Origin of the sequence: Herbiconiux sp., assembly GCF_004297105.1 — a bacterium.
Taxonomy (GTDB): Bacteria; Actinomycetota; Actinomycetes; order Actinomycetales; family Microbacteriaceae; genus Herbiconiux.
The window spans coordinates 757,766-778,509 of record NZ_SCVE01000012.1 but is presented as its reverse complement, the minus strand read 5'-3'; the positions used below and the strand labels follow the sequence as shown (position 1 = coordinate 778,509).

The following is a 20,744-nucleotide window of genomic DNA, read 5'->3' as shown; positions in this document are numbered from 1 at the left end:
TGAGGCATGCGTGTTGCCACCTGGAACGTGAACTCCATCCGCGCCCGAGTGGGACGGGTGGTCGACTGGCTCGTGCGCGAAGACGTCGACGTGCTCGGCATGCAGGAGATCAAGTGCAAGGAGTCGCAGTTCCCCTTCGAGGCCTTCCAGGAGGCCGGCTACGAGGTGGTGTTGCACGGCCTCAACCAGTGGAACGGCGTGGCGTTCGCCAGCCGCCTGCCGATGACGGATGTGGCCAACACGTTCACCGGAATGCCCGGCTTCGGCAAGCCCCTCGATGACGGATCGCTGCCCCTCGAGGCCCGCGCACTGGGCGTCACGGTCGACGGGGTGCGGCTCTGGACGCTCTACGTGCCGAACGGCCGCGAGCTCGACAACCCGCACTACACCTACAAGCTCGCGTGGCTGAACGAGCTCGCGACGCAGACCGAGCAGTGGCTCGCCGCGCATCCGTCGCAGCCGCTCGCCCTCATGGGCGACTGGAACATCGCCCCTCTGGACACGGATGTCTGGGACCTCTCCGCCTTCGAGGGCTCCACCCACGTCTCCGCCCCCGAGCGCGCCGCCTTCGCCGCGTTCGAGCAGATCGGCCTCACGGACGTGGTGCGCCCCATCGTTCCCGAGGGCTACACCTACTGGGACTACAAGCAGCTCCGCTTCCCCCGCAACGAGGGCATGCGCATCGACTTCATCATGGGCTCGCAACCCTTCGCCGACCTGGTGACGGATGCGCGCATCGAGCGCAACGAGCGCAAGGGCGACGCCCCGAGCGACCACGTTCCCGTCGTGGTCGATCTCGACCTCGATTCCCCCGACGATGACGACGACCGCCCGATGATCTTCGGCTGATCCTCCTCGCGACCCGTCGATTTTGGTCCCAAAACGGCACTCTTAGGGCCAAAATCGGCGGGTCGCGAGGAGGGAAGCGTGTATAGATGGAGCATGTCGTCGCCCACTGTCGGAGCCGGATCGCCCATCACCCCCGGCGAGCCGTGGACCGATGAGCCCGAGAAGCGCTCCGCGCTGCGCCGCTGGCTGACCGACGGGCTGGTCGACCGCACCGGCCGGCATCCCGGACCGGGTGCCGCGAAGCCCGAGAAGACGCACTCGTGGTGGCGCGTGATGTGCCTCACCGGTGTCGACTACTTCTCGACGCTCGGCTACCAGCCCGCCATCGCGGCCCTCGCGGCCGGGCTGCTCTCCCCCATCGCCACGATCGTGCTCGTGCTCGTGACCCTGCTCGGGGCCCTGCCGGTGTACCGCCGCGTGGCCCGCGAGAGCTACCGCGGCGAGGGTTCGATCCAGATGCTCGAGAAACTGCTGCCCTGGTGGGGCGGCAAACTCGTGGTGCTGGTGCTGCTCGGCTTCGCCGCCACCGACTTCATGATCACCATCACCCTCTCCGCCGCGGATGCCAGTGCGCACGCCATCGAGAACCCGTTCGCCCCGTCGTGGTTCGAGGGCAATCAGGTGATCATCACCCTCGTGCTGATCCTGGCGCTGGCCGTCGTGTTCCTGCGCGGCTTCAAGGAGGCGATCAACATCGCCGTGGTGCTGGTGGCCGTGTTCCTCGTGCTGAACGCCGTGGTGGTGATCGTCTCCATCGCGCACGTGTTCGAGAACACCGTGGTGGTCACCGACTGGTGGGCCGCCCTCAGCGCTCAGCACGGCAATCCGCTCGTGATGGTGGGCATCGCGCTCATCGCCTTCCCGAAGCTCGCGCTGGGCCTCTCCGGCTTCGAGACCGGGGTGGCGGTGATGCCGCAGATCAAGAACGGCACGAACGGCACGCGGATGCCGGGAACCACGGGTGACGCCACGGGCGTGCCGGTGGCCCGCATCCGGGGTGGCAAGCGGCTGCTCACCACCGCAGCCGTGATCATGAGCGCCTTCCTCATCACCTCGAGCCTCGTCACCACCCTGCTCATCCCGCAGAAGGACTTCGAGGCGGGCGGCCCCGCCAACGGCCGTGCGCTGGCCTATCTGGCCCACCAGTTCCTGGGCGACGGGTTCGGCACCGCCTACGACATCGCCACCATCGCCATCCTGTGGTTCGCGGGCGCATCCGCCCTGGCCGGCCTGCTCAACCTCGTACCGCGCTACCTGCCGCGCTACGGCATGGCCCCGCACTGGGCGGGCGCGGTGCGGCCGCTCGTGCTCGTGTTCTTCGCCATCGCGGTCATCATCACGCTCGTGTTCGGTGCGAACGTGGATGCGCAGGCCGGCGCCTACGCCACCGGCGTGCTGGTGCTCATCACCTCGGCCTCGCTCGCCGTCACGCTCTCGGCGAAGCGCAAGAAGCAACGCGGTGCCACCATCGCCTTCGCGGTGGTGACGGTCGTCTTCCTCTACACGACCATCGCCAACATCATCGAGCGGCCCGACGGCGTGCGGATCGCGGCCCTGTTCATCCTCGGCATCATCGTGGTGTCGATCGTGTCGCGGGTGCACCGGTCGTTCCAGTTGCGCGCGACCTCCGTCACACTCGACCCGCAGGCGCTCGACTTCGTTCTGACGGATGCCGACGAGTACGACTCCATCCGGATCATCGCGAACGAACCGGATGACGGCTCGGCGGAGGAGTACCGCTCGAAGATCGCGGAGGAGCGTCGCGACAGCGGCATCCCGCAGCGATCGCCCGTGATCTTCCTCGAGGTCTACCCCTCCGACTCCTCCGACTTCGAAGAAGACCTCGTGGTGCGTGGCGAAGCGGTGCACGGGTTCCGGGTGCTCAAGGTGACGAGCGGCAACATCCCGAACACCATCGCCACCGTCCTGCTCGAGATCCGCGATCTCACCGGAACCGTGCCCGACATCTACTTCGAGTGGACCGAGGGCAGCCCACTGTCGAACATGTTCAAGTTCCTCGTGACCGGCACGGGCGAGGTGGCCCCCGTCACCCGCGAGGTGCTGCGTCGCGCGGAGAAGGACCGCTCGCACCGGCCCGAGGTGCACGTCAGCTGAGAGCTGGGAATTCCGCGGGTTCTGTGCCGTTAATGGCTGTATGACCACGAAGACCCTCACCCTCGACAACCACGACGAGACCATCGCCGACGGCATCGTGCTGATCGACTTCTGGGCCGATTGGTGCGGCCCCTGCAAGCAGTTCGCCCCCGTGTACGAGAAGGCCTCCGACGCCAACTCCGACATCACCTTCGCGAAGGTCGACACCGAAGACCAGCAGCAGCTGGCCGGCTCCTACGGCATCACGTCGATCCCCACACTCGTCATCTACCGTGACGGAATCCCCCTCTTCTCCCAGCCCGGCGCTCTGCCCGGGCCGGTGCTCGACGACGTCATCAAGCAGGTGCGCGAACTCGACATGGAGCCGGTGAAGAAGGAGTACGCCGAGGCGGTCGCCGCCCAGCAGGCGGAGGCCACGCAGGCCGCCACCGCCGAGTAGACCGGCAGCAGGCCCGGCCTGCTCCGTGCGCGACCGATCAGCCGTGCACGAAGGCCGGGTCGCGCTTCTCCGTGAAGGCGGCCATGCCCTCCTTCTGATCGGCGAGAGCGAACAGCGCCTGGAAGGTGCGGCGTTCGAAGCGCACACCCTCGGCGAGAGTCGACTCGAAAGCCACGTTCACCGACTCCTTCGCGGCATAGGCCACGGGCAGTGACTTCGAGGCGATGGTGGTGGCCACGTCGATCGCCGTGTCGAGCAACTCGGCCGCCGGCACGACCCGCGCCACGAGACCTGCGCGTTCGGCCTCGTCGGCCCCCATCATCCGGCCGGTGAGAACGAGATCCATCGCCTTGGCCTTGCCGACGGCGCGGGTGAGGCGCTGCGTGCCGCCCATGCCCGGGATGACCCCCAGATTGATCTCGGGCTGGCCGAACTTCGCGGTGTCGGCGGCGATCAGGATGTCGCACATCATCGCCAGCTCGCAGCCGCCTCCGAGAGCGAACCCCGCCACCGCGGCGATGATCGGGGTGCGCGCCTCGGTGAAGCGGCTCCACCCGGCGAACAGGTCGTCGAGGTAGACGTCTCGGTAGCTGAGCGAGGACATCTCCTTGATATCGGCGCCGGCCGCGAAGGCGCGGTCGGAACCCGTGAGCACGATCGCCCCGATCCCCTGGTCAGTGTCGAACTCCGCCACCGCCGCCCCCACCTCGCGGATGAGCGCCGCGTTCAGTGCATTGAGCGCCTTCGGCCGGTTCAGCGTGATGATGCCCACCCGCTCTCGTCGCTCGACGAGGATGTTCTCGTAGTCAGTCATGTCCATGCTCCCTGTCCGCTCGTGGCTCGTATCTCGGTGATGATTCCGGAGAAGTCGGTGGCCGCCCCGCCGCCGTCGGCGAAGCGCTGGTAGATGGCGTTCGCGAGCAGGCCGATCTCGGCGTCGACGCCCGTCGACGCGATGGCCTCGGCAGCGAGCCCCAGGTCTTTGGCCATCAGCGCGGCCGCGAATCCGGGCCGGTAGTCGCGGTTCGCCGGGCTCGTGGGCACCGGCCCCGGCACCGGGCAGTTGGTGGTGAGCGCCCAGCACTGACCGGATGCGTTCGACGCCACATCGAAGAGCGCCTGATTCGGCAACCCCAGGTGCTCGCCGAGCACGAACGCCTCGCTCACGCCGATCATCGTGATGCCGAGGATCAGGTTGTTGCACACCTTCGCGGCCTGGCCGAGCCCCGCGCCGCCGCAGTGCACGATGCGCCGGCCCATCGCCGCGAGGATGGGTTCGGCCACGGCGAAGTCGTCGTCGGAGCCGCCCACCATGAACGCGAGCGTGCCCGCTTCGGCGCCCACGACTCCTCCGGAGACCGGGGCATCCAGGGCACGGTGGCCTGCGGCCCGCGCGAGCTCGTGTGCCGCACGGGCATCGTCGACCGCGATCGTCGACGAGTCGATGAAGAGCGTGCCCGGCGGTGCCGCGGCGAGGAGGCCCGGGGCATCCGCTGATCCGTAGGCATCGATGACGTGCCGGCCCGCAGGGAGCATGGTGATGACGACCTCGGCGTCGCCCACCGCCTCCACCGCACTGTCCACCGCAGCGACCCCTGCCTCGCGGGCAGCGACCGTGGCGGCCTCGACGAGGTCGAAGCCGACGACGTCGTGGCCCGCCTTCACGAGATTGAGGGCCATCGGGGCGCCCATGTGTCCGAGTCCGATGAATGCGATCCGCATGCGTCTCTCCTGCCTCTAGTGGTTGTGGGCGTCCACGGGCACGAAGCGCGGGTCGATCTCGCCGAAGTACGCCTCCACCGCTTCGGGCTCGACCTCGCTCGCGGATGCGGGCCGCCACCGCGGGTTGCGGTCCTTGTCGATCACCTGGGCCCGCACGCCCTCCGCGAAGTCCGGGGTGGTGATGGAGTGCGCCGACACCCGCAGTTCCTGCGCGAGCGCCGCCTCCAGATCGGGGAGAACGGATGCCCGTGCCAGCGCCTCGAGGGTCACGGCCACCGCGATCGGCGACTTCGCCTCGATCGTGGCGGCTGTCGCGATCGCCCGCTCGTTCGCCGGATCGGCCCGGAGGGCGGCGAGGATCCGGGTGACGCCACCCGCAGAGAAGGCGGGGTCGATCCACCAGCGGGCTGTGCCGAGTTCGGACTCGGGCGCCGGCTCCGCGAGCGCGGCGATGGCGGCATCCGGTTCCTGCGTCTCCAGGGCCGCCAGCAGCTCGGGCAGGCAGTCGCTCCGCACGAACCGGTCGGCCAGACCGACCTCGATCGCGTCGCCGGCGCCGACAGACCCGGCGGTGAGCGCGAGGTAGGTGCCGAGCCGGCCCGGCGAGCGACTCAACAACCAGGTGGCTCCGACATCCGGGATGAATCCGATGCCCGTCTCGGGCAGCCCCAGCTTCGAGCGCTCGGTGACGATGCGATGCGAGCCGTGCGCCGAGAGACCGATGCCGCCCCCCAGCACCAGGCCGTCCATGATCGCCACGTAGGGCTTCGGATAGCGCGCGATCGCGGCATTCAGCGCGTACTCGTCGCGCCAGAACGCGATCGACGAGGAGGGATCGCCCGATGTGGCGTCGTGATAGAGCGACACGATGTCACCGCCCGCGCAGAGGCCGCGTTCCCCGCGGCCCACGAGCACGACCGTCGCGACGCCGTCATCCGTCGCCCAGGCCTCGAGCTGCCGGCGGATGAGGGTGACCATCGAGTGGTTCAGTGCATTGATGGCGCGCGGCCGGTTGAGCGCGATCTCGCCCACTCGACCTCGGCGGGTGAACACGACCTCGGGCTCGGACCCGGTCTCCTGGCCGCCGCTCATATCCGTCCTCCCACGATGGAGCGACCCACGATCAGGCTCATCACCTTGTTCGTGCCCTCCACGATCTGGTGCGCGCGCAGATCGCGACCCACCTCCTCGATACCGTACTCGGCGATCCGCGCGGGTGGGCCGAACCCGTGCCACTACGGCATCCGGGGCTTTTCGAAGGAGAATGGGCCACATGGAAACCTCGGTCATCGTCGCCGGAGCGCGCACTCCCATCGGGAAGCTGCTCGGCAGCCTCTCCCTCGTCACGGCACCCGAGCTCGGGGCGATCGCCATCCGGGCCGCACTGGAGCGCGCCGGTGTCGATCCGGCCTCGCTCGATGCCGTGACGCTCGGCAACGTCGTGCAGGCCGGCACGGGCGCGAACCCCGCCCGTCAGGCGGCCCTCGCGGGCGGGATCCCCCTCACCGTTCCGGCCACCACGATCAACAAGCTCTGCCTCTCGGGCCTGGCCGCGATCGGTCAGACCGATCTGGCCATCCGCGCGGGCTACTGGACCGCGGGCGTCGCCGGCGGCATCGAGTCGATGAGCAATGCCCCGCATCTGCTGCGCGGCGCCCGCACCGGCTTCAAATACGGCGGCGCGCCCCTCGAAGACGCGCTCGATCGCGACGGCCTGATCTGCTCGATCGAGAACGAGGTGATGGGGGCGGCGACCGATCGCCACCAGCGCCCCCTGAACATCTCGCGCGAGGCGCAGGACGAGTTCGCCGCCGCGTCGCACAGCCGGGCCGCCGCGGCCATCGACTCCGGCCGGCTGGCCGAGGAGATCGTGCCGGTCACGGTGAAGACTCGGCGCGGTGAGACCGTCGTCGACACGGATGAGGGCGTGCGCCGCGACACCACGCCCGAGTCCCTGGCGGGTCTGCGCCCGGCCTTCGGCGCCGAGGGAACGATCACGGCCGGATCCGCCTCGCAGCTCTCCGACGGAGCCGCGGCCCTCGTGGTGATGAGCCGATCCGAAGCCGAGCGTCAGGGAATCTCCTGGCTCGCCGAGATCGTGAGCTACGGCACCGTGGCGGGGCCGGATCCGTCGCTCCTCCTCCAGCCCGCCGGCGCGATCCAGGATGCGCTCCGCCGGCAGGACGCCATCGCGCTCGACGACATCGCGGTGTTCGAGATGAACGAGGCCTTCGCGAGCGTGCCGCTCGCCTCGATGCGCCAACTCGGCATCGACCACGAACGCGTGAACCCGAACGGCGGGGCGATCGCGCTCGGCCACCCGGTGGGCATGAGCGGGGCGCGGCTGGTGCTGACGCTCGCCCACGAACTGCGCCGGCGCGGTGGCGGCTACGGCGCCGCCGCCCTCTGCGGTGGGGGCGGTCAGGGCGATGCGCTGATCATCCGCGTGTGACGACGCTCCATCGGCGAGCCACGGCTGTCGCGCGTCCTCGCTTCGGGGCAGAATTCAGGAATCGAGGGAGAGGAGTCGAATGAAGATCGTGGTTCTGGTCAAAGAGGTTCCCGACACCTATGGCGATCGCAAGCTCGACCCGGAGACCGGCCTCGCCGATCGGGCCGCAGGCGAATCCGTGCTCGACGAGATCGCGGAGCGATCGCTCGAGGTCGCCCTCGCATTCGCCGACTCGCACCCCGACACCGAGATCGTGCTGCTGTCGATGGCGCCGGAGTCGGCCACCACCAGTCTGCGCAAAGGCCTCGCCATGGGTGCGGGGAGCGTGGTGCACGTCGCCGACGACCGGCTCGCCGGAGCCGACCTCGGGCTCACCGCCCAGGTGCTGGCGGCCGCCCTGCAGCGCACCGGCTTCGACCTGGTGATCACCGGCAACCTCTCGACCGACGGCTCCGGCGGCGTGCTGCCCGCCATGATCGCCGAGCACCTGGGTGTGCCCTTGGCCGGCGCACTGACGAACGTCTCGATCACCGACGAGGGCGTGAGCGGAGAGCGGGTGACGGATGCGGGCATCGCGAGGGTGCGGGCATCCCTGCCGGCCGTGATCTCGATCACCGAGGCACTTCCGGATGCTCGCTTCCCCACCTTCAAGGGAATCATGGCCGCCAAGAAGAAGCCGGTCACCGCCCTCACGGCGGCCGACCTCGACATCGACCCCGACGACCTGAGCGTGCCGCGGTCGATCCTGCTCGCGGTGGCCCAGAGGCCGCCTCGCACGGCGGGAACGAAGATCGTCGATGAGGGCGACGCGGGCCGGCAGCTCGCGGAGTACCTCGTCCAGCAGAAACTCGCGTGAGGAATCCTTCATGACCGACGACGCACCCATCCTCGTACTGCTCGAGACGACGCCGTCAGGCGAGCTCGCCACCAGCGCCGCCGGCTTGCTCGGCGCCGCTGCCGGTATCGGCACTCCGGTGGGCCTCCTGGTCACCAGGTCCGGTGCCGGAGCGGCAGCCGCACGCGCTGCAGCCGAACTCGGCGCCGCGCGCATCCTCACCGCGGAGAGCGATGGGGTGGCGACGGAGGTCGTGACGCCGGTCGTCGACGCTCTCATCGCGGCCGCCGAGCTCGTCTCGCCGCACGCCGTCCTCATCTCGAACTCGATCGACGGGAGGGAGGTCGCGGGGCGCTTCGCGGTGCGCACCCGCTCCGCGATCGGTGTCGACGCGGTCGGGGTCTCCCGCGACACCGAGGGGATCGTGGTTCACCACTCGGTGTACGGCGGTGCCTACAGTGTCGACTCGGCCGCCACCTTCGGCGCACCGGTGGTCACGATCCGGCAAGGTGCGATCGACGAGCGGGCTGCCGCATCCGGAGCCTCTGCCGAGCCGCTCGCGGTGGCCGCATCCGGGGCCCGGACGGCCACCCTCGAGTCGTTCGCCGAGGCCACGGTGCAGTCGAGCCGGCCCGAGCTGCGCGGGGCCGCCAAGGTCGTCTCCGGCGGGCGGGGGCTCGGATCACACGAGCAGTTCGCGCTCGTCGAGCAGCTCGCGGATGCGCTCGGCGCCGCCGTGGGGGCGTCGCGCGCGGCCGTCGACGCCGGCTATGTTCCGCAGACGTCGCAGGTGGGCCAGACCGGCGTCTCGGTTGCGCCGCAGCTGTACCTCGCTGTCGGCATCTCGGGTGCCATCCAGCACCGGGCCGGGATGCAGACGGCGAAGACGATCGTGGCCATCAACAAAGACGCGGATGCACCGATCTTCGACATCGCCGACTTCGGCGTGGTGGGCGACCTGTTCACCGTCGTGCCGCAGCTGATCGAGACCCTTGAAGCGAGGAAGAAGTAGTGGGCCCGAAAGACAGCACCCCCCTCCGCCGCGGGCTGCCGCGCGTGCCCGGCGGCGAGCCGTGGCCACCCGCCACCGCCGCGGAGGTCGCATCGCCGGGCGTGCTCGCCGACGCCGCTCCCGACGAGCCCGCTGCGCCGGCCGTCGCCGCAGCCGTCGCTGCACCGGAGCAGGCCGCACGACCGACCCACGTCGATGCGGCACCCGCATCCGCTCCGCCTGCGGCGGCACCCGCGGTCGAACCCGCATCCGCTCCCCCCGCGGCGGCACCCGCAACCCCTCCCCCCACGGCGGCACCCGCATCCACTTCGCCCGCGGTCGGTTCTGCTGCAGCGCCCGCCGCCCCCAAGCCGAAGATGCAGCCCTACGTGCCTCCCGCGAAGAAGGAGCCCGCTCCCGCCGCGACCTCCCGGCTGCAGGCACTCTCCCGCCCGAAGCAGATCGCCCTCGGCCTCGTGGCGCTCCTGGTCGTGGCCGCCGTCGTCGTGCTCGCCGCCCGCGGCCTCACCACCTACACAGCGGTGCAGGACTTCCTCGCCACCTACCCCGGCGAATACGCCCTCCCTGCCTCCGTGGCACCGGGCTTCCCGGTGTGGCTCAATTGGAGCCACTTCCTCAACGCCTTCTTCATCGTGCTGATCATCCGCTCCGGCTGGCAGGTGCGCACCGAGAAGCGCCCCACCGCGTTCTGGAGCAACCGCTGGTCGGAGAAGCCCCGCAAGATCAGCCTCACGCTCTGGTTCCACCAGTTCCTCGACGTACTCTGGCTGCTCAACGGCGTCGTCTTCGTGGTGCTGCTCTTCGCCACGGGCCAATGGCTGCGGATCGTTCCCTCGAGCTGGGAGGTGTTCCCGAACGCCCTCTCGGCCCTCCTCCACTACCTCACGCTCGAATGGCCCGTGGAGAACGGATGGGTGAACTACAACAGCCTCCAGCAGCTCATGTACTTCGTGGTCGTGTTCATCGCCGCCCCGCTCGCCGCCCTCACCGGTGTGCGCATGTCGGGCATCTGGCCTAAGAACGCCAAGCGCCTCACCGCGATCTACCCGGTCGAGTGGGCCCGGGCCGTCCACTACCCCGTGATGCTCTTCTTCGTGTTCTTCATCATCGTGCACGTGTTCCTCGTGCTCGCCACGGGCGCCCTGCGCAACCTCAACCACATGTACGGCGCGAGCGACGAGGTGAACTGGATCGGCTTCGGCATCTTCGTCGCCTCACTCGTGGTGATGGCGGCCGCCTGGATCGCCGCCCGGCCCGTCGTGATCGCCCCGATCGCGTCGCTGTTCGGCAAGGTGATCAGGCGATGATCGCGCCCCGCATCCGTTCACGAAAGGACTGACCATGGACATCGCAGGCGGAGTCGCACTCGTGACCGGGGCCGCATCCGGTCTCGGTCTCGCCACCACCCGGCGGCTGGTCGCCGAGGGGGCCGCGGTGGTGATGGTCGACCTGCCCTCGTCGGCGGGAGCGGATGCGGCGCTCGAGTTCGGCGACAGGGCCGTGTTCGTGGGGGCCGACGTGACGAGCGAGTCCGACATCCAGGCCGCCGTCGACACCGCTGTCTCACTCGGTGAGCTCGACATCGTGGTGAACTGCGCCGGCATCGTGACCGGCGCGCGGGTCGTGGGCCGCACCGGTCCGTTCCCCCTGGAGCTGTTCCGGCGCACGGTGGAGATCAACCTGGTCGGCACGTTCAACGTGATCCGGCTGGCAGCCGCCGCCATGATCGCGACGCCGGGCGACCTCGACGCCGAAGAGCGCGGCGTGATCATCTCCACGGCCTCGGTGGCCGCATTCGACGGCCAGATCGGCCAAGCCGCCTATTCGGCCTCGAAGGCGGGTGTGGCCGGCATCACCCTGCCGATCGCCCGCGACCTCGCCCAGCATCGCATCCGCGTGATGACCATCGCGCCCGGCCTCTTCCACACACCGATGTTCGAGTCGCTGCCGCCGGAGTCGATCGAGTCGCTTGCGGCGTCGACCCCGCATCCGAAGCGGCTCGGAAAGCCGGAGGAGTTCGCCGACCTGGTGGCCGCGATCGTGCAGAACCCGATGCTGAACGGCGAGACCATCCGGCTCGACGGGGCGGTGCGGCTGGAGCCCCGCTAGGTCCGGCCCGGCAGCGTGCAGCACGCCGGCGGGCCGGACCTCGATCGGAGGGGGGCCTATGCGGCCTGCTGCTCGTCGGCCTCGTCGAGTGCGGCGGCGAACGCGGTGAGGAACGCCGACAGCTGCTCCACGAGTTCGGCGTCGTCCTTCGGGTGCGTCTCCGCAAAGCGCACCATCGAGTTCGGCACGGCGAAGCGCTCGACCTCGATCACCCGGGCGCCGGCGATGCCATAGGCCTTGCGTGCCTCATCCTGCGCCCAGATGCCGCCGAACTGGGCGAATGAGGTGCCGATCACGGCAACGGGCTTGGCGGAGATGGAGCTGGCACCGAACGGCCGCGATGACCAGTCGATGGCGTTCTTGAGGTTCGCGGGCATGGTGCCGTTGTGCTCAGGGGTGACCACGAGCACGGCATCGGCATCGGCGACGGCCCGGCGGTAGGCCACGACGGACTCGGGCAACCCGCCCTCGACGTCGACGTCCTCGTTGTAGAGGGGCAGCGCGTGATGGCCGTCGAAGAGCTCGAGGGCGAGGCCCTCCGGGGCGAGCGCCACGGCGGCTTCCGCCAGCTGACGATTGGTGGAGGCAGCACGAAGGCTGCCCACGAGCACGAGCACGGACTTGTCGGTCATGGTTCTCCTGAAGGTCGGTTCGCCGCGGAGGCGCGGCGGATGGGTCATGTCGAGGGAATTAACCGGACTACAGTCCGTTTATTCCCGCCCTCACGAAGTCGTGTCGTGGGCCCGTGCTACAGTCCACGAATGGATCCGTGGGGAGTCCTCATCCCGCAGTCGACGATCGGCCCTCAGGTGCCCGAGCGAGCGGATGCGGCTCGCAATCGCGCCCGTCTGCTCGAAGTCGCGGGGCGCATCGTCGATCGCGAGGGGCCCGACGGTCTCACGATGGACAGGCTCGCCGCGGAGTCCGGGGTGGGCAAGGGCACGATCTTCCGCCGCTTCGGCTCGCGGGCGGGGGTGTTCCAAGCGCTGGTGGATGCGAACGAGCGGGAGTTCCAGGCCCGCTTCCTCAGCGGGCCGCCGCCGGTCGGGCCGGGCGCTCCGCCCCTCGAGCGCCTCGTGGCGTTCGGGCGGGCACGTATCGAGACGGTCTCGCGCCAGCGTGCACTGATGGCCGCCGCCGAGAGGCCCGTGACCGAGCGCACGGAGGTGCCGGCACGCAAGCTGGTGGAACTGCACATCGCCACGCTGCTCCGCGAGGCAGAGGTGCAGGCCGACATCCCGATCCTGACCTTCAATCTGCTCGCCGTACTGGAGGCGGTACTCCTGCTGCCCGACGACGAGCACCTGGACCACGCGGTTCCGCGGCTCGCCGCGGGGTGGGAGGAGCTGGTGCGGCGACTCGCCTGACCGGGGAAGGCCCGGGGGCGGCCGAAGGCAGGAGTTCTCGCGGTGGGCACCGGAACAGAGGGCCCCCTGTCCGGTGTCTGCCGGCGACCCGGAGCCGGGTCGAGAAGCCTCAGCCCCAGCCCCGGCCCGAGCCCCGGCCCCGGCGGCCGGCTCGGCGGCTTCAGTCGAGCTCGATCAGCTCGACGTCGACGAGCCTCCCTGCGTCGACGGCCGCCGTCATCATCGTGCGGTGAGGCTGGCGACGGCGATCGGTCGGCGATCCCGGGTTGAGCAGGCGGAGTCCCTGCGGGGTCGTGGTGTCCCACGGGATGTGGCTGTGGCCGAAGACGAGCACATCGGTGCCCAGGAACAGCTCGTCCATCCGTCTCTCGCGGCCGGATGCGGCGCCCGTCTCGTGCACCATCGCGAACGACAGTCCGTTGATGTCGGCCCGGGCGACTTCGGGCAACCGTCGACGCAGCTCGGGGCCGTCGTTGTTGCCGTAGACGCCGACGAGTCGCGCGGCTCGCTTCTCGAGGGCGTCGAGGGTGGCGACATCCACCCAGTCGCCCGCGTGGAACACCACGTCGGCCGCGTCGACGGCCCGCCACACCGCGTCAGGCAGCGCCTTGGCGCGCTTCGGCAGGTGCGTGTCGGCCAGGAGGAGCAGCGAAGTCGCCATGCTCCATGGTGGCACCGGGATTCGACCGTCGCCCGGGCGGCCGGGCCGGCGCGGCGCGGCGCGGGCTACGCCAAACGAGAAGGTGACCGCCGCCCCCTGAGCGCCGGTCACCACGATCCGTGCAGAAGTCCGCGGTCGCGGGCCTGGTCGCGGCGGGGTGGCCGCACGCGCGGAGGGCGCGCGGCCTAGGCTCGGTGCCAGAACCCGAGGTGGAGGAGGGCGGCGTGCAGAGCCTGAGCGAGATCGCCGACGAGCTCTACTCGCTCGCGCCCTCCGAATTCGTCGAGGCGCGCAACGCGCGGGCGGCCGGCGTTGCCTCCGGCGATCGTGAGCGGGCGGCGCGCATCCGCTCGTTCGTCAAGCCTCCCGTGGCGGCCTGGGCCGTGAACGCGCTCGTACGCAATCGGCCCGACGAGGTCGACGACCTCCTCGACCTCGGGCGACGGATGCGCGACGCCTCCACCGCCCTCGACCGCGCCGCACTGCAGGAGCTCGGCCGAGAACGGCAGCGGATGCTCGCCTCCCTCGCCCGCTCGGCTCGCGAACTCGGCGCGGAACTCGGCGTGCCCGTGTCCGAGGCGGCCGCGACGCTCGTGCAGCACACGTTCCAGGCGGCTCTCGCCGATGCCGATGCCGCGGAGGCCGTGCAGAGTGGCATGCTCACCCGCCCCCTGGCGAGCTCGGGCGTCGACCCCGTCGACCTCGCGGGGGCGGTGGCGCTGCCGCTCCGCCTCGCATCCGGCGGGCGGGCCGCTCCCGCCTCCGACCCGGGCGGCGGCTCTGCTGACAGCAGCCGCGCCGCCGGTCCCTCCGGTGCCGACGACAACCGCGCGGCTGACGGCGACGGCGACGGCCATGGCGACGGCGACGGCGACGGCCGCGGCAATGGCACTGCATCTCGCAGCGAGGAGAACGATCGCGCCGCCCGACGAAAGGCAAGGAGCGGGAGCGACGCCGCCCAGGACACGCACGGCACAGCCGAGAGAAGCGGCACCGGTGAGGCCACCCCCGGCCCGAGGCGCGTGACCCGGGCTGACGCCGAACGTGCCGCCGCCGACCGCGCGGCCGTCCGCGAGGCGGCCCGCGCCGAAGCGAAGCGCGAAGCCGAAGAAGCTCGTCAGAGAGCCGAGGATGCCGCCAACGAGGTCGCCGACATCGACCTCCAGCTGCGCGACAGCACCGAGCGCCGTGACGAACTGGCGGCCCGTGTGCGCGAGCTGCGCGATGAACTCGATGCCGCCCAGGACGAACTCTCCGAGCTCACCGTTCACGCCGCCGGCCTGCGCAAGGAGCGCACCCGAGCCCAGCGCGCATCCGACACCGCCGCCCGCGCCGCAGCCCACGCCCGGCGCCGCGCCGACCCCTGACAGCACATCGACCCCCACGAATCGCGCCGAACGGTCGACCCAGCGCGCGGCGACCTGCTGCCGCAACCCGCCGCGGCACCGAGCGCCCCTAGGGCGCGAGCAGCGCCGCCACGATCACCATCACCACGACCGATCCCAGAGTCGTGAGCAGCACCGTGTCACGCGCCAGCACCACACCGCGCTGATAGCGCACCGAGTAGTTGAAGATGTTCTGCGCCGTCGGCAGGGCCGCGAGCGCCACCACGCCGAAGAGCTGCTCGGGCGTGAGCGGGATGACGAAGCGCCCCACGAGGTACGCCACCACCGGCATCACCGCGAGCTTGAGGAGGCTCGCCACGATGATCGGCGCCCGCGCCTCTCCCGGCTGCAGCGGCCTCTGCCCCACGAGGGACATGCCGAAGGCGAGCAGCACGAGCGGAACCGCCGATCCACCGATCAGCTCGAACGGCGCCATCACCGCGTCGGGCAGCACAACCCCGAACACCGCGAGAAGCACGCCGGCCAGCGAGGCGAGGATGATCGGGTTGCGCAACGGCTGGGTGAGGATCGACGCCAGAGACACCCGTCCGCTCGTCGCCACATCGAGGATGCTCAGAATGATGGGCGCCATCACCAGCATCTGCAGCAGGATGAGCGGAGCCACCAGCTGCGGGTTCCCCAGCACGTAGGTGGCCACCGGCAGCCCGATGTTGTTGGCGTTCACGTACGACGAGGCGCCCGCGCCCACCACGGTGTCGGCCACACCGCGGCGGAACCAGACGCGCGACGCCAGCACGAACAGCGTCGCGCACACGGCGACCGCGGTCACCGTCACGAGAAGGGACGCCGAGAACACGGTCGACGGATGCGAGCGCGCCAGCACCGTGAACAGCAGCGCCGGGGTCGACACGAAGAACGCCACGCGGTTGAGCGCCACCCCCGACTCCCGGGGCAGCAGACCGATGCGCTCGACGACGTAGCCGATCAGGATGACGAACCCGATGATGCCGAAACCGGTCAGCACGCCCAGCACGGGTCAGCCCTCTCGCCGGAAAGGCGCGACGCCCGCCGGACCCGCCGGCCCCGCCGGCCTGCTCACCGCGCGATCGCCGCGCTCATCGCGCGCTCGAGGAACGGCTCGAGCGTGAACGCGAACGTGCGCGTCAGGTGGTCGGGGTCGCGGTACACGTTCGCCCCGCCCACCACCGCGGTGCACTCGGTGGCCGTGCAATAGGTGTCGCTGAAATCGAGCAGCGTGACATCCTGGCCCGCCGAAGCCGCGGCCGAGGCAGCCCGGGCGATCGGGTCGAACGCCGCGAGCCCCTCGGAACGCGGCACGGTGCAGTCGGCCGCCGACGAGGTGCGCAGGCACTTGTTCGGGTCGTCTTCCCACGCCGGGTTGTCGACCACGGTCACGATCGGGGTGCCCGCCGCGAGCACGGGCGCCCACGCGTCGGCGTACCCCGACACCGCCTGCTGGCCCACCCCGGCGTCGCCGGTGGTCTCGAGCGTGCCCGCGACATCCGGCGTTCCGGAGGCGTCGGCCACGGCGCGGTCGTTGAGGGCCGCCGTGAACACTGCGTCGAACGGAGTGTGTGCCGCGAGCTGGGTGGTGAGCGAGGCACGCCAGTCGTCGCACGAGGTACCGAACGCGTCCCGCGCGGCGAGCGGGGTGGCCGACCACGGGCAGCCGCCCTTGAGGTAGGTGGTGAGGTGCCAGCCGTTCTTCTCGGCCATGGCGATGAAGGGGTCCATGAGCGCATAGGCGTGGCTGTCGCCGATCAACGCGATCTGGGGCGCATCCGGTGCGTCGCTGCCGAACTGGCAGTCACGCACGCTCGAGTCGTTGAGCGTCGAGAGGCACTCGGGGTGCTCGGGGCGATCGGCGTTGCCGAACCCGGGGCTCGGGATGATGGTGTCGGCGAGCGCGGGGTTCACGCAGAGGGGGTCGATCGCGGTGACGCCGTCGGTGGGTCCGGATGCGGCGCCGAAGCACTCCGGCGGGTTCGCCAGTGTGTCGGCCAGCTGGGAGGCTTCCGCGTCGTACTTGGGCTGCTGCACCGCGAAGGCGGTGCCCACGAAGAGGCTCGACACGGCCATGGCGGCCACGACGCCGAGCATCGTCGCCCGAGGGCGGCGGGCGGTGAAGAAGCGCCAGTTGCGCGCCGGGTCTTCGATGAACTTCTTGGTGAGCCAGGCGATCACGAAGCAGAACACGAAGAGCGCGATGCGATGTGCCGTGCTGAGCCCCCAGAACGGGATGTACGGCGCGATGATGATGAGCGGCCAGTGCCACAGGTAGAGCGAGTAGGAGATGTCGCCCACGAAGCTCACCGGGCGGATGCTGAGCACGCGACCCGCATCCCACGGCTTCTCGCGGTGGTGGGCCACGATGATGGCCGCGGTGCCGAGCACGGGGATGGCGGCCATGTAGCCGGGGAACGGCGTGGACTGGTTGAAGAAGTAGCCGCAGCCGAGCACCACCGCTATGCCGCCCCAGCCGAGGATGTTCGACTGCCAGGCACGGGTGGGCCGAAGCCTCGGCAGCAGCGCGAGCGCGCCTCCCACCGCGAACTCCCACACCCGCGTGTACGTCACGAAGTAGGCGGCCGCCGGGTCGGTGTTCGTCATCACGACACTGGCGATGAACGAGCCCACGCCCACGATGCCGAGAACACTGATGAGCCCCACCCATTTGCGGGCCTTGAGCACCTTCACCGCCAGCACGGATGCTCCGAGCAGCAGCACCGGCCAGAAGAGGTAGAACTGCTCCTCGAGCGAGAGCGACCAGTAGTGCTGCACCAGGCTCGCCTCGTTGGCGGCGGCGAGGTAGTCGACCGAGTTGGCCGCGAGCACCCAGTTCTCGACGTAGAAGGTGGAGGCGAGGATCTCGCGCACGTTCTCGGTGAGGGCGCTCAGCGGCATGATGAACAGCGTCGCGAGGCTCGCGAAGATCAAGACCGTGATGGCCGCGGGCAGAAGGCGCCTCGCGCGCTTGGCGTAGAAGCTCGGCAGGGCGATGCGGTCGGTGCGCTCGAGCTGGCGGGCGAGCTGCTGGGTGATCAGGAAGCCCGAGATCACGAAGAACACGTCGACACCGATGTAGCCGCCGGTGAGTCGCCCGGGCCAGAAGTGGTAGATCACCACGAGCAGAACGGCGATGGCGCGGAGCCCCTGGATGTGGGGGAGGAAGTGATCCGGCTTCGCGCTGCCTCCCCGTTTCGACACCGTCGCCGCGGGGGTCGCCGCCGTCTGCTTCTCCATCGCGTCCATGCTACCGGGGCTCGCGGCCGCGGCCTGGGAAGCCGCTTCGCAGCAAATCTGCGCCGCGCGGCCGCATACGCGCAACGAAGTCCCGACCAGGTCAAAGAAGCGCGGATGCGTTGTGTCTAGGCTCGAGAGAACGATCGATTGGAGGTTCCACCATGTCATCACGCCCCGCCGCAGCATCCGCCGCCATCATCGGAGAACCCGAGGTCGTCGAAGACGTCGTGTCCTCCCCCGCCTGGGTCTCGCTGAAGTCGGCCGTCGCCGAACTGCAGGCACTGCAGGTGAAAGACGGCTCGGTCCCCGACCCCATCGATCACGCCGCGGCGCGCAAGCTCGTCGCCCGCATCGTGTCTTCCGTCGAGGTGCTCGCCCCCTCCTTCCCGCACGACCGCGAGTACCTCGCGGCGCTGCGCACCGACTTCGCCACGTGGGCATCCGAGGGGTTCGGCGTGCCCGACTTCCTCGCCTCGCTCGTGGCCTTCCACCCCGAGCAGCACCGGGTCGACGGCACCCGGCACCTCGTGGTGTTCCCCATGTACACCCAGAACGGCAGCACCGACCGGCACGTCGAGGCGGTGCTGATCGAGGTGCTCTGGCCGTCGTTCATCGCTTCTCTCGAGGCCGGCGACTACTCGAACTCGCTGTTCGTGCCCATCCGCTTCCTCGACTTCACGGCGGGGTACGACACCAACTCGGCCGTGCTCTTCCCCGAGTCGGTGGCCACCTCGAGCATTCCGCAGTACACCTGGGGGGCGATCTTCGCCGACCGCGAGGCGGCGCGCTTCCGGCGGGTGGTGCGGGAGGCCGCATCCGTCACCCGGCTCGAACTGCCGGCAGATGCGGTGCGGCTGCTCGACGACCAGGAGCTCACCGAGCGCACCTTCGTGATGTGGGACCTCATCCACGACCGCACCCACATGCGCGGCGACCTGCCGTTCGACCCGTTCATGATCAAGCAGCGCATGCCCTACTTCCTCTACTCCCTGGAGGAGCTGCGGTGCGACCTCACGGCGTTCCGCGAGGCGGTGCGCATCTCGCGCCGGCTCACGGCAGCGCGTGACGCGGTGGAGGTGGGCCGGCTGGATGCGGCCGACGCCGAGCTGCTCGACCACGCGAACCTGGTGCAGTACGCGGTGCTCTTCGACCGCATCTTCCGCTTCGCGATCACGGGTTCGCGCGTGCGCAACTACGACGGCCTCGGCGGGCAGCTGCTGTTCGCGTGGCTGCACCAGCGCGGCGTTCTGCACTGGACCGACACGCGACTCACCATCGACTGGCCGGATGTCGCCGACGCGGTCGTGGCCCTCGGCGACGCCATCGACGAGCTGTACTGGCGGTCGATCGACCGGCCGAAGACGGCGCACTGGCTGGCCGCCTACGAGCTCGTGACGTCGACGCTCACGCCCAACCCCGCATCCGTGTGGGCTCGCGGGGTCGACGCGCTGCCGCTCGATGGCCCGCCGCGCGGGCTCACGGATGCCGTGCTCGACGACGAGTTCCCCCTCTCGATGTTCTACGAGGCCCTCGAGAAGAAGATGCGCGACGTGATCACGTCGACCGCGGGCATCACGGGCCGCGACTGAGTCCCCTCCACCCCTCCAGAGTCGTCACAATTTGCGCGAATTGACGTTGTTTCGCGCAAATTGTGACGACTCTGGGGATCGGCGGGTGAGGATGGAGCAGGGAGAGTGACATGAGCGTGCGCGGACGGCGGGTAGTGGTGGCCGGGGCCACCAGCGAGTCGGGGGCAATGGTGTGCGCCGCCCTCGTCGATGCGGGCGCGGCGGTCGTGGCCGTGGGGTCGGATGCGGGGCGGCTCACCGCGCTGGCCGAGCGCGTGCCCGGCATCGCGACCGAGGTGTGCGACCTCGCCGACAGCGGTGCCGTGACCGCGCTCGCCACCCGCCTCACGGCGATCGGCCCCGTCGACGGGCTCATCCACCTCGTGGGCGGCTGGGTCGGTGGCACGGGCATCCTGGGCCAGACCGATGAGGGCTGGGCGGCGATGGAACGGTCGTTCCGCACGCTCCGCAACACCACTCGTGCGTTCTACCCCGCGCTGCTCGCGAGCGATGAGGGACGGGTGGCGTTCGTCTCGTCGGTGTCGGTCGACGCGCCCACGGCATCCGGAGCGAACTACACCGCGGCGAAGGCCGCCTCGGAGTCGTGGATGCGCTCGGTGGCCGACGGCTTCCGAGCCGACCAGGGCGACACCCCGGGCCTCCGCGCTGCCGCCACGATCTTCGCGGTGAAAGCCCTCGTCGACGAACGGATGCGCGCCGCGAGTCCCGAGAAGACCTTCCCGGGTTTCACCGACGTCGCCACCCTCGCCTCAGCGGTCGTGGGCCTCTGGGATGCCCCGGCCATCGACCTGAACGACACCCGCATCCTCCTCTGAGTACCCCGCTGTCAGAGCGGGAACGGTTTTCAGGGTCAAGCGCACTCGGCGAGTGGAAGCCGCGGGCCGTACTCGACGACCCAGGGTGAGCGCGCCGCCGCGCCAGCGACGGCTCGCGAACATGTCGCGTCGCGCCGGGCCGGGACCGGCGCGACAGCGCAGGCCCGCG

General features: G+C 70.2%; 19 protein-coding genes. 12 read left to right on the top strand and 7 right to left on the bottom strand.

Annotated features, from left to right (window positions below; translation table 11 throughout):
• Positions 1-6: 6 nt before the first annotated feature.
• From EPO52_RS10070 to trxA, 3 genes are all read left to right on the top strand, one after another.
• Positions 7-849 (top strand): exodeoxyribonuclease III, encoded by an 843-nt coding sequence (locus EPO52_RS10070; RefSeq protein WP_290805525.1) that lies wholly within the window; start codon positions 7-9, stop codon positions 847-849.
• Positions 850-942: 93 nt separating this feature from the next.
• Positions 943-2,964: an amino acid transporter gene (locus EPO52_RS10065; RefSeq protein ID WP_290805522.1), complete on the top strand. Its 2,022-nt coding sequence runs from the start codon at positions 943-945 to the stop codon at positions 2,962-2,964.
• Between the two features lie 40 nt (positions 2,965-3,004).
• A complete protein-coding gene (gene trxA / locus EPO52_RS10060; protein ID WP_290805520.1) occupies positions 3,005-3,403 on the top strand; it encodes a thioredoxin in 399 nt (132 codons plus the stop codon).
• Between the two features lie 37 nt (positions 3,404-3,440).
• Here the strand turns inward: trxA and EPO52_RS10055 are convergent, their stop codons facing one another.
• From EPO52_RS10055 to EPO52_RS10045, 3 genes are read right to left on the bottom strand one after another with little or no spacing between them, the layout of a single operon-like run.
• Complete coding sequence (locus tag EPO52_RS10055) at positions 3,441-4,217, bottom strand: enoyl-CoA hydratase (protein ID WP_290805517.1); 777 nt, start codon at positions 4,215-4,217, stop codon at positions 3,441-3,443.
• Positions 4,214-5,125 (bottom strand): 3-hydroxyisobutyrate dehydrogenase, encoded by a 912-nt coding sequence (gene mmsB / locus EPO52_RS10050; RefSeq protein WP_290805515.1) that lies wholly within the window; start codon positions 5,123-5,125, stop codon positions 4,214-4,216. Before mmsB ends, EPO52_RS10055 begins: the two co-directional genes overlap by 4 nt.
• A gap of 15 nt (positions 5,126-5,140) precedes the next feature.
• Positions 5,141-6,217, bottom strand: coding sequence for an enoyl-CoA hydratase/isomerase family protein (locus EPO52_RS10045; protein ID WP_290805512.1), 1,077 nt, complete (start codon positions 6,215-6,217; stop codon positions 5,141-5,143).
• Positions 6,218-6,398: 181 nt separating this feature from the next.
• On the opposite strand from EPO52_RS10045, the gene EPO52_RS10040 reads away from it, so the two are divergent.
• From EPO52_RS10040 to EPO52_RS10020, 5 genes are all read left to right on the top strand, one after another.
• Positions 6,399-7,577, top strand: coding sequence for an acetyl-CoA C-acyltransferase (locus EPO52_RS10040; RefSeq protein WP_290805509.1), 1,179 nt, complete (start codon positions 6,399-6,401; stop codon positions 7,575-7,577).
• Between the two features lie 79 nt (positions 7,578-7,656).
• Complete coding sequence (locus EPO52_RS10035; protein WP_290805507.1) at positions 7,657-8,433, top strand: electron transfer flavoprotein subunit beta/FixA family protein; 777 nt, start codon at positions 7,657-7,659, stop codon at positions 8,431-8,433.
• 10 nt (positions 8,434-8,443) lie between these two features.
• Positions 8,444-9,424: an electron transfer flavoprotein subunit alpha/FixB family protein gene (locus tag EPO52_RS10030; RefSeq protein ID WP_290805504.1), complete on the top strand. Its 981-nt coding sequence runs from the start codon at positions 8,444-8,446 to the stop codon at positions 9,422-9,424.
• Positions 9,424-10,731: a cytochrome b/b6 domain-containing protein gene (locus tag EPO52_RS10025; RefSeq protein ID WP_290805501.1), complete on the top strand. Its 1,308-nt coding sequence runs from the start codon at positions 9,424-9,426 to the stop codon at positions 10,729-10,731. The genes EPO52_RS10030 and EPO52_RS10025 overlap by 1 nt, the downstream gene beginning before the upstream one ends.
• A 34-nt stretch (positions 10,732-10,765) precedes the next feature.
• Positions 10,766-11,533, top strand: a complete 768-nt coding sequence (locus EPO52_RS10020) for an SDR family NAD(P)-dependent oxidoreductase (RefSeq protein ID WP_290805498.1) — start codon at positions 10,766-10,768, stop codon at positions 11,531-11,533.
• Between the two features lie 56 nt (positions 11,534-11,589).
• Here EPO52_RS10020 and EPO52_RS10015 read toward each other — a convergent pair whose 3' ends face one another.
• Positions 11,590-12,165 carry an NAD(P)H-dependent oxidoreductase gene (locus tag EPO52_RS10015; protein WP_290805495.1) on the bottom strand — a complete coding sequence of 192 codons (576 nt, stop codon included), beginning with the start codon at positions 12,163-12,165 and terminating at the stop codon, positions 11,590-11,592.
• A 129-nt stretch (positions 12,166-12,294) separates the two neighbouring features.
• Here EPO52_RS10015 and EPO52_RS10010 point away from each other — a divergent pair, with 129 nt between their 5' ends.
• Positions 12,295-12,900 carry a TetR/AcrR family transcriptional regulator gene (locus tag EPO52_RS10010; protein ID WP_290805492.1) on the top strand — a complete coding sequence of 202 codons (606 nt, stop codon included), beginning with the start codon at positions 12,295-12,297 and terminating at the stop codon, positions 12,898-12,900.
• A gap of 160 nt (positions 12,901-13,060) precedes the next feature.
• Here EPO52_RS10010 and EPO52_RS10005 read toward each other — a convergent pair whose 3' ends face one another.
• A complete protein-coding gene (locus tag EPO52_RS10005) occupies positions 13,061-13,561 on the bottom strand; it encodes a metallophosphoesterase (protein WP_290805489.1) in 501 nt (166 codons plus the stop codon).
• Positions 13,562-13,755: 194 nt separating this feature from the next.
• Between EPO52_RS10005 and EPO52_RS10000 the strand changes: the two genes are divergently transcribed.
• Positions 13,756-14,928: a hypothetical protein gene (locus tag EPO52_RS10000; protein ID WP_290805486.1), complete on the top strand. Its 1,173-nt coding sequence runs from the start codon at positions 13,756-13,758 to the stop codon at positions 14,926-14,928.
• An 88-nt stretch (positions 14,929-15,016) separates the two neighbouring features.
• On the opposite strand, the gene EPO52_RS09995 is transcribed toward EPO52_RS10000, so the two are convergent.
• Both EPO52_RS09995 and EPO52_RS09990 read right to left on the bottom strand, forming a co-directional pair.
• Entirely contained in the window at positions 15,017-15,940 is a 924-nt protein-coding gene (locus tag EPO52_RS09995; protein WP_290805483.1) for an AEC family transporter, read from the bottom strand.
• 62 nt (positions 15,941-16,002) lie between these two features.
• Positions 16,003-18,171, bottom strand: a complete 2,169-nt coding sequence (locus tag EPO52_RS09990) for an acyltransferase family protein (protein WP_290805481.1) — start codon at positions 18,169-18,171, stop codon at positions 16,003-16,005.
• 161 nt (positions 18,172-18,332) lie between these two features.
• Here EPO52_RS09990 and EPO52_RS09985 point away from each other — a divergent pair, with 161 nt between their 5' ends.
• Both EPO52_RS09985 and EPO52_RS09980 read left to right on the top strand, forming a co-directional pair.
• Positions 18,333-19,760 (top strand): DUF6421 family protein, encoded by a 1,428-nt coding sequence (locus tag EPO52_RS09985; protein ID WP_290805478.1) that lies wholly within the window; start codon positions 18,333-18,335, stop codon positions 19,758-19,760.
• A 110-nt stretch (positions 19,761-19,870) separates the two neighbouring features.
• The gene (locus EPO52_RS09980; protein ID WP_290805475.1) at positions 19,871-20,575 is read left to right on the top strand and encodes an SDR family oxidoreductase; all 705 of its coding nucleotides are present in this window, start codon (positions 19,871-19,873) and stop codon (positions 20,573-20,575) included.
• Positions 20,576-20,744: the final 169 nt, after the last annotated feature.

Bases quoted from the DNA above. Each gene is read 5' to 3' on its own strand.
- EPO52_RS10070 (WP_290805525.1), top strand. From the start codon at position 7: ATGCGTGTTGCCACCTGGAACGTGAACTCCATCCGCGCCCGAGTGGGA.
- EPO52_RS10015 (WP_290805495.1), bottom strand. From the start codon at position 12,165: ATGACCGACAAGTCCGTGCTCGTGCTCGTGGGCAGCCTTCGTGCTGCC.
- EPO52_RS10065 (WP_290805522.1), top strand. From the start codon at position 943: ATGTCGTCGCCCACTGTCGGAGCCGGATCGCCCATCACCCCCGGCGAG.
- EPO52_RS10005 (WP_290805489.1), bottom strand. From the start codon at position 13,561: ATGGCGACTTCGCTGCTCCTCCTGGCCGACACGCACCTGCCGAAGCGC.
- trxA (WP_290805520.1), top strand. From the start codon at position 3,005: ATGACCACGAAGACCCTCACCCTCGACAACCACGACGAGACCATCGCC.
- mmsB (WP_290805515.1), bottom strand. From the start codon at position 5,125: ATGCGGATCGCATTCATCGGACTCGGACACATGGGCGCCCCGATGGCC.
- EPO52_RS10035 (WP_290805507.1), top strand. From the start codon at position 7,657: ATGAAGATCGTGGTTCTGGTCAAAGAGGTTCCCGACACCTATGGCGAT.
- EPO52_RS10030 (WP_290805504.1), top strand. From the start codon at position 8,444: ATGACCGACGACGCACCCATCCTCGTACTGCTCGAGACGACGCCGTCA.
- EPO52_RS10020 (WP_290805498.1), top strand. From the start codon at position 10,766: ATGGACATCGCAGGCGGAGTCGCACTCGTGACCGGGGCCGCATCCGGT.
- EPO52_RS09990 (WP_290805481.1), bottom strand. From the start codon at position 18,171: ATGGAGAAGCAGACGGCGGCGACCCCCGCGGCGACGGTGTCGAAACGG.
- EPO52_RS09980 (WP_290805475.1), top strand. From the start codon at position 19,871: ATGAGCGTGCGCGGACGGCGGGTAGTGGTGGCCGGGGCCACCAGCGAG.
- EPO52_RS10010 (WP_290805492.1), top strand. From the start codon at position 12,295: ATGGATCCGTGGGGAGTCCTCATCCCGCAGTCGACGATCGGCCCTCAG.
- EPO52_RS10045 (WP_290805512.1), bottom strand. From the start codon at position 6,217: ATGAGCGGCGGCCAGGAGACCGGGTCCGAGCCCGAGGTCGTGTTCACC.
- EPO52_RS10055 (WP_290805517.1), bottom strand. From the start codon at position 4,217: ATGACTGACTACGAGAACATCCTCGTCGAGCGACGAGAGCGGGTGGGC.
- EPO52_RS09985 (WP_290805478.1), top strand. From the start codon at position 18,333: ATGTCATCACGCCCCGCCGCAGCATCCGCCGCCATCATCGGAGAACCC.
- EPO52_RS10040 (WP_290805509.1), top strand. From the start codon at position 6,399: ATGGAAACCTCGGTCATCGTCGCCGGAGCGCGCACTCCCATCGGGAAG.